Origin of the sequence: Chondromyces apiculatus DSM 436 (assembly GCF_000601485.1) — a bacterium.
Taxonomy (GTDB): domain Bacteria; phylum Myxococcota_A; class Polyangia; order Polyangiales; family Polyangiaceae; genus Chondromyces; species Chondromyces apiculatus.
Genome location: NZ_ASRX01000037.1, coordinates 34,551 through 47,542, shown reverse-complemented (window position 1 = coordinate 47,542; position 12,992 = coordinate 34,551). Strand labels below are relative to the sequence as shown.

11 protein-coding genes are annotated in these 12,992 nt (G+C 69.2%); 8 read left to right on the top strand and 3 right to left on the bottom strand.

Annotated elements, in window-relative coordinates:
• Window positions 1-178 precede the first annotated feature (178 nt).
• From rimK to CAP_RS22645, 4 genes are all read left to right on the top strand, one after another.
• A complete protein-coding gene (gene rimK, locus CAP_RS22660; RefSeq protein ID WP_044244547.1) occupies window positions 179-1,225 on the top strand; it encodes a 30S ribosomal protein S6--L-glutamate ligase in 1,047 nt (348 codons plus the stop codon).
• Window positions 1,222-1,977, top strand: coding sequence for an enoyl-CoA hydratase/isomerase family protein (locus CAP_RS22655; protein ID WP_044244546.1), 756 nt, complete (start codon window positions 1,222-1,224; stop codon window positions 1,975-1,977). The genes rimK and CAP_RS22655 overlap by 4 nt, the downstream gene beginning before the upstream one ends.
• On the top strand, window positions 1,974-4,157 hold the full coding sequence (locus CAP_RS22650) for a DUF362 domain-containing protein (protein ID WP_081865158.1): 2,184 nt from the start codon (window positions 1,974-1,976) through the stop codon (window positions 4,155-4,157). Before CAP_RS22655 ends, CAP_RS22650 begins: the two co-directional genes overlap by 4 nt.
• 159 nt (window positions 4,158-4,316) lie before the next feature.
• Window positions 4,317-4,637, top strand: coding sequence for a chitin binding peritrophin-A domain-containing protein (locus CAP_RS22645; RefSeq protein ID WP_044244544.1), 321 nt, complete (start codon window positions 4,317-4,319; stop codon window positions 4,635-4,637).
• A gap of 21 nt (window positions 4,638-4,658) precedes the next feature.
• Here the strand turns inward: CAP_RS22645 and CAP_RS22640 are convergent, their stop codons facing one another.
• Window positions 4,659-5,471 carry a DUF481 domain-containing protein gene (locus CAP_RS22640; protein ID WP_044244542.1) on the bottom strand — a complete coding sequence of 271 codons (813 nt, stop codon included), beginning with the start codon at window positions 5,469-5,471 and terminating at the stop codon, window positions 4,659-4,661.
• Between the two features lie 106 nt (window positions 5,472-5,577).
• Here CAP_RS22640 and CAP_RS22635 point away from each other — a divergent pair, with 106 nt between their 5' ends.
• Entirely contained in the window at window positions 5,578-5,937 is a 360-nt protein-coding gene (locus CAP_RS22635; RefSeq protein ID WP_044244540.1) for a GFA family protein, read from the top strand.
• 39 nt (window positions 5,938-5,976) lie between these two features.
• On the opposite strand, the gene CAP_RS22630 is transcribed toward CAP_RS22635, so the two are convergent.
• Entirely contained in the window at window positions 5,977-6,783 is an 807-nt protein-coding gene (locus CAP_RS22630) for a class I SAM-dependent methyltransferase (RefSeq protein ID WP_044244536.1), read from the bottom strand.
• Between the two features lie 55 nt (window positions 6,784-6,838).
• On the bottom strand, window positions 6,839-7,912 hold the full coding sequence (locus CAP_RS22625; protein ID WP_044244534.1) for a YcjF family protein: 1,074 nt from the start codon (window positions 7,910-7,912) through the stop codon (window positions 6,839-6,841).
• 260 nt (window positions 7,913-8,172) lie between these two features.
• Here CAP_RS22625 and CAP_RS22620 point away from each other — a divergent pair, with 260 nt between their 5' ends.
• From CAP_RS22620 to CAP_RS22610, 3 genes are all read left to right on the top strand, one after another.
• On the top strand, window positions 8,173-9,555 hold the full coding sequence (locus tag CAP_RS22620; protein WP_044244532.1) for a PAS domain S-box protein: 1,383 nt from the start codon (window positions 8,173-8,175) through the stop codon (window positions 9,553-9,555).
• Window positions 9,556-9,910: 355 nt separating this feature from the next.
• Entirely contained in the window at window positions 9,911-11,542 is a 1,632-nt protein-coding gene (locus CAP_RS22615) for a golvesin C-terminal-like domain-containing protein (protein WP_044244531.1), read from the top strand.
• A gap of 191 nt (window positions 11,543-11,733) precedes the next feature.
• Window positions 11,734-12,972, top strand: a complete 1,239-nt coding sequence (locus CAP_RS22610; protein ID WP_044244655.1) for a beta-propeller domain-containing protein — start codon at window positions 11,734-11,736, stop codon at window positions 12,970-12,972.
• Window positions 12,973-12,992: the final 20 nt, after the last annotated feature.

The window sequence follows — 12,992 nt, the reverse complement described above, 5'->3', positions numbered from 1 at the left end:
CCACGGCAGGCGTGGGCCCGAAGGGCCGCGCAATGCGATTGATTCGTACACTAAATATCGGCGGGCGCAAGAGGTAGGCCCAGGAACCTGGCGGCTTTCCATCGCCATGACGGGGTCCTTTGGCTGCGGCGTGGGTCTGTGCACGCGGACTGCCCCCCTCTGCTAGCCTCGGGCTCCCATGCGAGTCCTCGTGCTGTCGCGCAACGCGTCCCTCTACTCGACGAGCCGGATCGTGCTCGCGGCGCGCGCGCGCGGTCATGACGTCAGCATCATCGATCCCCTCGATTTTCAGATCGTGGTCTCCCGGGGCGGCCCTTCCGTGCTGGTGGCAGGCGCTCCGGTCCCCCGCTTCGACATCGTCATCCCGCGCATCGGGTCGAGCATCACCAACTACGGGCTCGCGGTGGTGCGGCAGTTCGATCTGATGGGCGTCCCGGTCCTCAACGGCGCCGTCTCCATCGCCCGGAGCCGGGACAAGCTCCGCGCCCTCCAGCTCCTCACCCGGCGCAAGCTCGACGTCCCCACCACCGTCTGCGCCCGCAGCCCGGCGGGCGCCGAGGCCGCGCTCGACCTCGTCGGCGGCTGCCCCGCCATCGTCAAGCTCCAGCAGGGCACGCAGGGCATTGGCACCATGATCGCCGAGACCCCGCAGGCGGTGCACTCGCTGCTCGAGACCTTCTGGGCGATGGGCCAGGACATCGTCCTTCAGGAGTACATCCGGGAGTCGAAGGGGCGTGATCTGAGGGTGATCGTGGTGGGGGGGCGGGTCGTCGCCTGCATGCGGCGCATCGCCAAGCCCGGCGAGTTCAGGTCCAACCTCCACCGCGGCGGGACCGGAGGCGCGGCCCGCTTGACGCGCGCCGACCGGAGCGTCGCCATCAAGGCCACCAAGGCGATGGGCCTGGAGGTCGCGGGCGTCGACATGCTCGAAGCGAAGAGCGGACCGAAGATCCTGGAGATCAACAGCTCTCCCGGCCTCGAAGGCGTCGAGCGCGCCACGGGCGTCGACGTCGCGGGCGCCATCATCACCTACGCCGAGACCTACGCCGCCACGCATGGCCGCATCAGCAGGCGCACGGTGGAGGCCCGCCTCGCCGACGTGATCCACGAGGAGCGCATGCCGCGCCGGATCGGGTGGACCGCTCCCGCCGAGGTGACGACCAGCCGGCGCAAGTCTGCTGCCATGTCCGGGAGCTCCTCCCGTGCCGGCAGGGCGGCCCCGTGACTCTCCAGGTCGAGGCTGCGGGCGACGCGCTCATCCTCACCCTCCACCGCCCGGATCGCCGCCACGCGATCGACCGCGCCCTGGCGCGCCAGCTCGGAGAGGCCATCCGGGCCGCGTCGGCGGAACCGCGCGTCCGCGGCGTCGTCCTCACGGCCTCGGGCGACGACGTCTTCGTCGCCGGCGGCGACATCCGCGAGATCGACCAGCTCACGCGCGACGGCTCTTCTGGCGCCGAGATCCTCGGCATGTTCGAGGATCTCGCCATCATCGAGCAGGGCGACCTCCCCGTCGTCGCTGCCGTGCAGGGAGACGTCTTCGGGGGCGGCTGCGAGCTCCTCCTCCTCTGCGATTTCGTCTTCTTCGAGGAGCATGCCTCGCTCGCGTTCCGGCACGCCATGATGGGCCTCTCCCCGGCCTGGGGGGGCATCGCCCGCCTCTGCGAGCGGGTGGGCTCGCTCGAAGCCACGCGCCTGCTGCTCACGGCCTGCCGCATCGACGCCGCCGAGGCCTTGCGCATCGGGTTCGTCAACGAGGTGGTCCCGCGCGGGGGTGCGCGAGACCGCGCCATCGCCCTCGTGCGCCAGCTCTCCGGCATCCCCCGCACCAGTGTCTCGGCGCTCAAGCACGCCCTGCGAGGGGTGCGCGAGGCGATGCGTGGCAGCAGCCCCGAGCTGGAGCGTGCCGTCTTCGCGCAGCGGTGGGGTGGACCCGATCACCGCCAGGCCCTCGACGCTTTCCTCAGGCGCAAGTGAACGCCATCAGGGCGGGCTTCCCGCTGGCGCTGCTCCTCGCCGCCTGCACCGACGCCCCGCCGGCCCCGACCCAGACCGCACCGCCCTCCCCCACGGCCGGATCTCCGGGCACCGACACCTCCGCTGTGGCCTCGGCCGCGGCGGGCACCAGCGCGGCTCCTTCCGCCTCTGCCTCGGGTGCGGCCGCGGCGCCCTTGCCAGACGCCATCACCCACGCCTCCACGTCTCCCGAGCCCGGTCCGAGCATCCTGGCCGAGGCGCGGGTCGACGGCGCCGCGCTTCGTACCCGCCACGTCGACCGGCTCAAGCACGACGTCTCCGCCGTCACCCTCCTCCAGGGCGGCAGCCCTCACGACCTCGGCAAGCGCATCTGCGAAGCGGCGGTCCCCAGGCGCTCCCCCTCGACCCCGGTCCTCCTCAAGCCGAACCTCTGCGGCTTCGATTCCATCAAGGACCCCCGCAAGACCGGCGGCGACGACGGCGTGCGGGGCCGCACCACCGATCCCGAGTTCACCCGCGGCGTCATCCACTGCCTCAAGGAGCGAGGGCACCAGACGATCACCGTCGCCGAGGGCTGCGGTCACAGCCACAAGCACTGGCTCGAGCTGATGGATCTCAACGGCTACGCCGCCATGACCCGCGCCGAAGGCGTGCGCCTCGTCGCCATGGACGACGACGGCGTCTTCGACACCCAGGGCGACCGGCCCGGCCAGCCCCTGGCCATCACCGGCATCGCCGGGACGCGCGTCCCCACCCTGCTCCTGCCCCGCATCCTCGCCGAGCACCTCGACCGCGGCCTGTTCATCTCCCTGCCCAAGCTGAAGACGCACCGCTACAGCGTCATCTCCGTGGGCATCAAGAACATGCAGGGCACGGTGATGCTCTCGGACGGCTCCCCCGCCTACAAGCAGAAGTGGCGCATGCACCGCGAGCTGAACGCCTACATCAAGCAGCGCAAGGCGAAGGAGCCCGAGGACCGGAAGCTCTACGTCGACTCCCTCCGCGTCTTCGCCGAGCGCATGGTCGACGTCCTGGAGATCTCCGCGCCCGACGTCGTCCTCGCCGAGGGGGCGCCCGCCATGGGTGGAGACGGCTTCCAGGTCCTCCAGCCGAGCGCCGAGCACGTCGCCATCGGCGGCACCAACCCCGTCCTCGTCGACCGCATCGCCGCCGAGTTTCTCGGCCTCTGGAACCACCCGCGGCTCGCGGCCGAGCTGCTCGGTCACCGCACCTCCCCGCTCATCGAGTCCGCTGCCAGGCGCTTTCAGCTCGATCTGCGCGCGCCAGCCGTCACCGGCGATGGCGCCGATCTCCTCAAGCAGCCGCGGCCAGCCCATTTCAAGGCGATGGCCCCCTTCGCCATTCACCAGGCGGCGCCCGCGACCGCACCCGCGACCGCACCCGCACCGGTCACCTCCGCGAGCGTCCCCGAGCTACCCTCGACGCCGCTCCCGGCTCCGGCCCCACCGGCTCCGCCCGCTCCTGCCTCCCCTGCCCCTTCGAGCACCGCCGCGGGAGCCACCGGCGCCGCCCCGCCGGGCAAGCCCACCGCCCACGCCGCCCCGCTCGGCAGCGACACGCTCACCCTCGATGGCCGCGGTGATGAGCCCGCGTGGGCACGCGCGGCCGTCGCCGCATGGGACACCGACTTCACGGGCAGCGCCACCGGCATCCGGACCACCGCCCGCTTCCTGTGGTCACCCGACGCCCTGCACGTGCTCTTCGAGCTGTCCAGGAGCGGCCTGTTCACCGACCGCGCCCAGCCCGTCGATGCCGAGCGCCAGAAGCTCTACACGGAGGACTGCGTCGAGATCTTCCTCACCCCCGACCCCGCCTCCCCCCGCCGCTATGTCGAGGTGGAGATCGGTCCCTTCGGCCACTTCCTCGATCTCTCCGTCGACCTCGACGCCCGCAAGTACGTCACCACCTGGTCGAGCGGCCTGCGGCGCGCAACCACCCAGCGCCCCGCGGCGCATCAGGCGACCATCGAGGCCTCGCTCACCGCGCCGGAGATCACCCGCGCCCTCCGCGCCGGAGCGCGCCTCCCCATGGGCCTGTTCCGGATGGAGGGTCGCTCCCCCCGTCACTACCTCGCCTGGAGCCCACCTCGGGGTTCCAAGCCCAACTTTCACGTCCCCGCAGCCTTCGGCGCGCTGGTGCTCGACCCGCCTGTTCCCTGATCCACCCGTGCGTTCTCGCGGTCCGGAGAGGTGGACGACGGCGACGAAGCGTGACGTTCCAGGTCTATTCACATCGCCACCATTCCACGAGCTTGCGTGCCATCGAGCAGCGAAGTAATTCCTGGTATGAATCATTCACGCTGCCACAAGAGTGTCGTTATGGTCGGAGCGTTCTTCCTCGGCATCCTGAGCACCGGGTGCACTGTCGAGACGAGCGACGCGGGGGAGATCTCGGACGACGAAATGGTCACGGAGGAAGCGACCGAGGCATTGTGCAATGCCCTGCCCGCCACCTGCCCTCCCGTGGTCCCGGGGGGGCAGTCCACGTCGATGCCGAATCTCTGCAACTGCCGCTTCTACTACGAATGCACGGAAGGCGAGTCGAAGCTGCGCCTCTGCCCCAACAAGATGCATTTCAGCCCGGTGCGGAGGGTCTGCGAGAGCCCGGAGACGGCTGGCTGCGTCGCCCTGCCCCTGTGAGGGGGCCCGGGCGCTCGGGGTTCAGAACGTGGCCAGCAGCGACCCTTTCATGGTCGTATCGAGCGGCGCCACGCCTGCGGGTGGCTCGGCGTCGAAGGCGGAGGTCATGGTGAGCTTCAGGGACAGGAGCTTCGTCGCCTTGGCCAGCAGGGACGACTCGTGCAGCACCCGCACGTCCGTGACCCGCTCGATCCGCGGCTGAAGGTAGATCGTGGCGCTCGCCTGCAAGCTGTCGCTCAGGCGCGTCGAGAGCACCACGTAGCTCGAGATCCTGTTCGCCAGCGTGCCCTGACCCGAGTCGGAGAAGGCGCCCATCGCGAGCTCCTCGTTCTCGAGCATGTACGCCGTTCCCAGCGCGGCCTCGAACTTCTCCCAGCGGATGACGTGGATGCGGGGCCCGATGCCCACCAGCGCCCTGAGCGCCAGCCTGCGGAAGGCATCCCTGTCGTGCTGAACGAACGCTTCGAGGGAGAAAGGCTGGGGCAGATCGATCCGGTAGCGAAGGTGCTCCAGGTCCTTGTTCACGATGGTCGTGTCGGCCGCCGCGCCGAAGTCTCCGCGCACCAGCATGAAGACGAGGTGACGCCCCCTCCGGTACTGCCCTACCGCGCTGCCCGACAGCGACGTGAGGTTCGTGTTTCCCCGGCGCACGTCCGCCGAGCCCTCGAAGGTCAGCGACAGGCCTTTCTTCTCGGAGTCGCCGCCGATGAGCGGCTGCACGTTGACGATCTGCGCCTCGGCGCGGGCACTGGTGAGCGCGACCACGGCACCGAGCACGGATCCAGCCACGGCCCCCACGAGCCGACGCAGAGGCGGGAACGAGCGCGCCTTCATCCCTCGCCCTTATCGCCGGACCCCACGATGGTCAAGGCGCGGTGCCCTGGTGCGGGCGACCCTGGTCGCCTTGACGTCGCACGCGGGTGATGGTTCACGGTTGCTCATGAGTGAAACCAAGAACCACGCTGGAAGCTGTCATTGCGGGAAGGTTCGCTACGAGGTGGCGACGGACCTCGGTCAGGCCATCTCGTGCAACTGCTCCATGTGCGCGAAGAAGGGCTCCGTGCTCACCTTCGTCCCTGCGGACCAGTTCAAGCTGCTCTCGGGGCAGGACGGCCTCACCGATTACCAGTTCAACAAGAAGACCATCCACCACCTCTTCTGCTCCACCTGTGGCGTCACTTCATTCGCCAGGGGGACCGGCCCTGATGGCAAGGAGATGGTCGCCGTCAACCTCCGGTGTCTCGACGACCTGGACCTCTCCAGCCTCAACGTGACCCCCGTGGACGGCAAGAGCTACTGACCCTCCGCGCACCGGCCCGTGCTCCCGCCGCCTTGCGCGCTACGCAGGGCGGTGGGCCGCGATCGACACCACGAGCGGCACCCCGAGGAGCTTCTCGATACGATAACGACCGGGTGCCACCTCGATGCTGCCCGGGTAGAGCTTGCAAGGCATCCAGTCGTGCTCCCGCAGGCTGTCGAGCACGAGCCCCGCGCGCAGCAGCGCGGTCGCCATGGCCCCGACCCCGTGGTTCCAGCTCACGTCGGCGAGCTTCACCTCGGTCTCCGGATCGGCGTAGGTCCGGTTCTCCTCGGTGTGGATCGGAGATTCACGGGGGCTGTCCCACGGGTAGACGATCCTCTCCAGCGCCTCGTCGAACACGTAGAGGAACGGGTGGAACTCCACGAGGTGGAACCTGCCTCCCGGCCGCAGGCAGGCAGCCACCTGGCGCGCCCAGGCATCCAGGTCGGGCAGCCACCCGAGCACGCCGTACGAGGAGAACACCACGTCGAACGTCTCGCCTACCGCGGCCGCAGCGCTGTACACGTCGGCGCAGACGAACCGCGCCGTCAGGCCCGCCTCGGCCGCGAGCGCAGTCGCCGCGGAGATCGCCGCGTCGGAGAAATCGAGCCCCACCACCGAGGCACCACGGCGCGCCCAGCTCAATGAATCCTGCCCGAAATGGCATTGCAGGTGGAGCAGGCGGAGGCCGCGCACGTCGCCCACCTCTTCGATCTCGATGGGCTTGAGCGAGCAAGCCCCCTTCTTCCACCCTTCGAGATCGTAGAACGCCGAGGCGAGATGCAGAGGCGTGCGCGTGTTCCAGCTCTTCAGATTCTGAGCGCGCCAGTCGAGGGGCTCGGTCATCGGCACAGCCTAGAAAGGGACGCGCGAAACGTCGAGGGCAAACCCCTCGGCGGCGCTACTTGAAGGCAGCGCGCACGGCATCGAGCACCGCGTCCGAGTTGGGTTGCTCTCCTCCGTACCTGGAGAGCACGGTGTCCAGAGCGACGATGTAGGCCTCTCCGAGCGCCGTCGTCATGGCCCCTGCGGTCGCAGCCGACACGGCACCTCCGACCACCGAGCCGGCGCCCGGCAGGAGCTTCAAGAGCCCTCCCACGATCGCTCGTCCCGACAGGGTTGCGGCAGTCCCTCCCACCGTGGAAGCCACCACCGTGCTCAGGAATCCCTCGGAGAAATCGAGCCCGTACGTCGCCGTGATCCCCGCGATCATCGCGAGTTGCACCGGCACGAGCAGGAAGGCATCGGCGAAGGGGATGGGGGTGGCAGCGATCCCCATCGCGGTGCTCACCGACGCGCCCACGATGAAATGAGCCTTCGTCTTCTTCAGCGCGAGGTCGGCTTTCTGCGCGGCGATGAAAGCCCGTCTTTGTCCCTCCGGGATGAGATCGACCGTGGCCTGGATCAGGTCGGTCAACCCCATCGGCGGGAGCCGGTGTCCGTCGTCCAGCTCCTCGGGTAGCGAGCGCACCCTGACCACGTTCAGCGCCCTCGGCAGGAGCCGCTGCACCTCGGCCCGGAAGCCCTGATCGGCGCGCGCCTTGGTGATCACTGCCAGGACGGGCATGTAGTCGGCGAGCATGTCGACGAGGGTCGTCTCCGCCTCCTCCACCCGCCGCAGATCCTCGGACACGCACACCCACGCCACGTGCACGTGCTTGCGCGGATCCGCCTCCTGACGCCTGGAGCCGACGAACTTCTTCAGCGCCGTCAGGGTCGTCGCGAACTCGCTCATCTCCAGGCCGCGGGTGTCGAAGATGGTGAGGGGTATGCCCGGCTTGTTGATCTCACGTGTGCCCGTGGTGACCGGGCGCCCGTGCCCGGTGGTGGCGAACTGCCCTTGAAAGACACTGTTGATCAGCGTGCTCTTGCCGACCCCGGTGCGCCCGGCAATCAGCACATTGGCGTGACCGCGCTCGCGCATCGCTTCTTCGAATGCCTTCTTGACGGCCTCTCCGAACCGGATCTCGTCCATGGTCCCTCGCTCTGCGTGAATGAAGCAGCCCTGCCTGTCGTCGACGGATCCTTTGTATAGTCACCGAGGCTGCCCCGCGCCAAGCGCCCTCATTCCGACGGAAAGCTCAGAGCTGCGATGACAAGGGGCCCAGGAAGGGCCCCCCGGGGAAGGTCCCGACCCGCGAATCAGGCGTCGAAGCATCGGACGCATTGACCTTGCTCCGTCACGATCCGAGCGGACTTCGCAGCACCTGGAAGCAATCGTGGGAGGGGGATGGCATGCAGACCGACGACGAGGCGCGCACGGTGTCGAACGATATCCTGCTCGAACGGACGATCCTGGAGCAGGAAGTGACGCGCTGGCGCACCCGCGCCGAGCAGGCAGAGAGCATCCTCAACACCTCCCCTGCCGCCATCTTCCTCTTCGACAAAAACGAGGAGCGCTCCCGCACGTTCAACCACGCCGTGGCCCATATGCTCGGCTACGGCCAGGAGCACGTCGCCCTCAGCGCCGACGGGTGTGCGGCCGACCGCATCCACCCTGACGACACGAGTCGCATCGCCCTGGAGATCGAGCGCGATCTCGAATCCCTGCGCGACGGGGAGCAGCTCGTGTTCGAGTACCGGATGCGGCACCGCTCGGGCGAGTGGCGGTGGCTCGAGGCGCGCTGCGTGGTCTTCAGCCGCACCTCCGAAGGGGCCCTCGACCGCTACGTGGGCGCGGTGCAGGACATCACCGAGCGCAAGCACATGGCCCAGACCATGCGCGACAGGGAGGCCGCGCTGCAGCGCGCCAACGCCGATCTCGAGCACCGCATCGCCGAGCGCACCGCGGAGCTGCGGCGCAAGAGCGCGCTGCTCGAGAGCATGATCAACAACCTCCCCGCCGCGTTCCACGTCAAGGACGCCGAGGGAAAGTTCCTCCTCGTCAACCGCCGCAGCGCCGAGCTGATGGGCCTCAGCCGGGCCGAGGCGGTGGGCAAGAGCGTCAGCGACCTGCTCCCCGCGAACGACGCCGCCCGCTGGGCCGAGCACGAGAGGCGCATCCTCGAAGGAGCCGAGCACGAGGTCGAGGAGATCTTCGAGCACGAGGACGGCCCCCACATCTACCTGTCCATCGGCTTCCCGATCCGCGACGCCGAGGGTGCCGTCTTCGCCATCGGCGGCTTCTCCACGGACATCACCGAGCGCAAGCGCGCCGAGCAGGAGCGTGAGCAGCTCCACGCCCGGGTCATCGAGGCCCAGCGCGCCGCCATCCGCGAGCTGAGCACCCCCCTCATCCCCCTGGCCCGGGGCGTGGTGGTGATGCCGCTCGTGGGCACCATCGACAGCTCACGCGCACAGCAGATCATGGAGTCGCTGCTCGATGGGGTCGTCGACCAGCAAGCGCGCGTCGCCATCCTCGACCTCACTGGCCTCGCCACCGTCGATACCCAGATCGCCGACGCCCTCCTGAGGGCCGCGCGCGCCACCCGCCTCCTCGGCGCCGAGGTCATGCTCACCGGCATCAAGCCCCAGTTCGCCCAGGTCCTGGTGCAGCTCGGCATCGACATGAGCGGCATCACCACCGAGGGAACCCTCCAGTCGGGCGTCGCCGCCGCAATGGGGTGGCTCCAGGGCCGCCGGCGAAAGCCCCAGGAGACCACCGAGGCGCGCGACTGACGTGCTGCTGACGTCGCTGACGTCGCTGACGTCGCTGACGGCGCTGACGTCGCTGACGGCGCGCTCCCGTGATCTCACCTCGTCCACATTGTGAACGTGACGCGACGCGACGCGACGCGTCGACCAGGAGGCCTCCCTGTCGGGCTCCCCCGCGCCCGCCCTCTGGGCGCATCCCCATTAATGTGGATTGGCCAACTGATACTCAGGGAGCGCGATTGAAATATTCCGCTCGTTGGTCGACATACGATGTGTAGACAACTCTGCGCACTTGAAGCCATGCTCTGACATCTGTACAAGCGGTCCTTCCTGGGATCCTTCAGCCCGCACCATGGATCCCGGTTAAGGAAGGCCATCGATGCACCAGCTCCGCAAGCTGACCAAGCTGACCACTGTGGTAGGCGCGACCATTCTCCTGGCTGCATGCAGCGACCAGGGAACGGCCCAAGAGGTGGACGAATCTGCCAGCGGCGCCCCCTCGTGGACGATTCCCGTCCCCATGGACGGCACGAGCGTTCCGCAGACCCAGCTCGACCAGCTCTTCGAGCAGGCTGCCTCGGAATTCGATGTTCCCGCCTCGCTGCTCAAGGCCATCGGCTTCGCGGAGACGCGCTGGGAAATGGTTGAGGGTGAGGAAGAGTTCGAGGGAATGCCTGCCGCATTCGGCATCATGGCCCTCCGTGGTGAGCGGCTGGAGCGCGGCGCCGAGCTCGCCGGCGTCACCGTGGAAGAGGCCAAGACCGACGCGCTCGCCAACATCCGCGCCGCCGCGGCGCTCCTCAGCGAGGACGCGGACGGCATGGAGCTCGAGCGCGCCGACCTGGGCGCGTGGGCTCCGGTCGTGGCTGCGGCGAGCGGCATCGAGCAGGCCGAGGCTCAGGCCCACTACGTTCACAACGGGGTCTACAAGGCGCTCCGCGAGGGTCTCGTCCTCGAGACCGAGATCGGCGTCCTCGGCTCCCTCATGCCGGAGAAGGCGGAGATCCGCTCCATTGCCGCGCCCCCCACCTCGGCTGCCGGCCCCGACTATGCCAACTCGATCTGGCGCGCCTCCCCCAACTACAATGCCCGGCCCTCCGGCAGCACGCCTCGGATGATCATCATCCATAGCTGCGAGGGCGCGTACTCGGGTTGCTGGGGCTGGCTCGTCAACACCGCGTCCGGCGTCAGCGCCCATTACGTGGTGAACGAGAGCGGCAGCGAGATCTCGCAGCTCGTCCGTGAATCCAACCGCGCCTGGCACATCGGCGCGACCTACGACAAGAACCTCAATGGTGGGGCCGAGGCCGCGCTGCACGGCACCTCGTCCAACAACTTCACCGTCGGCATCGAGCACGCCGGCTACGCCTCCCAGGCGAGCTGGGCGACCGGGGTGATCGACGCCTCCGCCGCGCTCTCCTGCGACATCACCAAGGCGCACGGCATCCCCCGCGACTCCTACCACATCGTCGCCCACGGCCGGCTCCAGCCCTCGACGCGCGTCGATCCCGGCCCGAACTGGCCCTGGACCACCTACCTCAACAAGATCAACACCGCCTGCGGCGGCTCGGGTGGTGGTGGCGGCGGCACCGGCATCATCATCGACAGCAACAACAGCAACAACGACACCGCGAACTTCTACGCCGAGGTGTCGGCCAACTGGACCTCCTCGACCAACGTCGCGGGCTACTACGGCTCCGGCTATTACGCCGGCCCCGTCGCGGCCATCTCGGATGGCGCGGCCTTCTACTTCAAGCTCGCCAGCGCCGCGACCAAGACGGTCTCCGCGTGGTGGACCTCCGCCACCGACCGCTCCACGACCGCGCCGTACATCATGTACAACGCCGCGGGCACCCAGCTCGCCACCGTGAGCAAGAACCAGCAGACTGGCGGCGGTCAGTGGAACACGGTGGGCACCTACAGCTTCACCGCGGGCTGGAACAAGGTCGTCCTCTCCCGGTGGACGGGCACGGGCAGCGTGGTCATCGCCGACGCCATCCGCATCAACTGATGCCCACGCGGTTCCCCGGAGGCCTGGCCTCCGTCGTCGCCCTGGCCCTCCTCGCGAGCAGCTGCAAGCGTGACGCGGGACCAGGCACCTCCGGGGACACCGGCGCGTCTCAGCCCCCCTCCTCCCACCCCTCGGGCGCTGCCTCTGTTGCAGCGGGCTCCAGCGCCCCACGCGCGTCCACGGGGCCAGGCGTGCCGAGCGCCTCTGCCAACGCGCCTTCCACCATCGACGCCGACCCCATCCCCGACGCGGAGCGCCGCGCCATCACCGCCCGCATCGCCTTCATCTCCGAGCGCGACGGCAACCCCGAGATCTACGTCATCCACCCCTCGGGCGAGGAGCGCCGCCTCACCAGCACTCCTGCGGGCGAGTACCTGGCCTCTGCCTCCCCCGACGGCACCGCCCTCCTCGTCGTCGCCGCCGAGGAGCACCCCGAGACCAAAGCCCACTTCGAACAGATCCTCCTTCTTCCGCTGGACGGCACGCCAGCGACCCCCCTCGGTCCCCGTGGCAGCCGCATCCGGAACCCCCACTGGTCTCCTGACGGCCAGTGGCTCGTGTTCGAGTCCGACGCCAACAACTTCAGCGACATCTACCGGGTGAACCGCGACGGCAAAGGTCTCCGCCCGCTCACCAAGAACGACGAGGGCAACTTCGATCCGGCCCTCTCGGCCGACGGCAAGAACATCGCCTTCGTCTCCAGCCGCGACGGCGACCCGGAGATCTACCGGATGCGCGCCGACGGCACCGCGCAGACGCGGCTCACCGCTTTCCACCGCGAGGACCGCACCCCCCGCTGGTCTCCTGACGGCACCCAGATCGCCTTCGTCAGCGACCGCGAGGGCCGCGACCGCATCTTCGTCATGTCCGCGACTGGCACCCAGCTCAGACCGCTGACCGCGGCCTGCGCCACCTCGACCAGCAAGCCGACCACCCCTGGAGGTGCCCCGCAGCCTCCTGCCGAAGCTGCTCCCTCCACCACCTCGGCTCCCTCGGGCGAGGCAGCTCCTCCGGCCCCCAGCGCTGCGCCTGCAGCGTCCCCTCCTGCCTCCAGCGCCTCCAGCGTCTCCAGCGCTGCTCCTGCGGGCGACGCCGCTGCCCCACAGCTTGCGGGCGAGATCGAGCCCCTCTGGTCCCCGGACGGCAAGCGGATCGCCTACCTCACCCAGATCCCTGGCGTGAAGCCGCGCATCTGGCTGGCCGACCTCGCCACGGGCGCCTGTACGCCGCTCACCAGCAGCACCCACGGCGCAGAGACGCCGGCCTGGTCCCCTGATGGCCGCTACCTCGCCTTTGCCTCCACCCGCACGGGTGACCCTGAACTCTACCTCATGCGTGCCGACGGTACGGGCCAGACGCGCCTCACCCGCGCCAAGGGCCCCGACTGGCTCCCGCGCTGGGTCCCGGCCGCACGACCCGCTCCCCGCTGACGCACCACCGACACCGACCA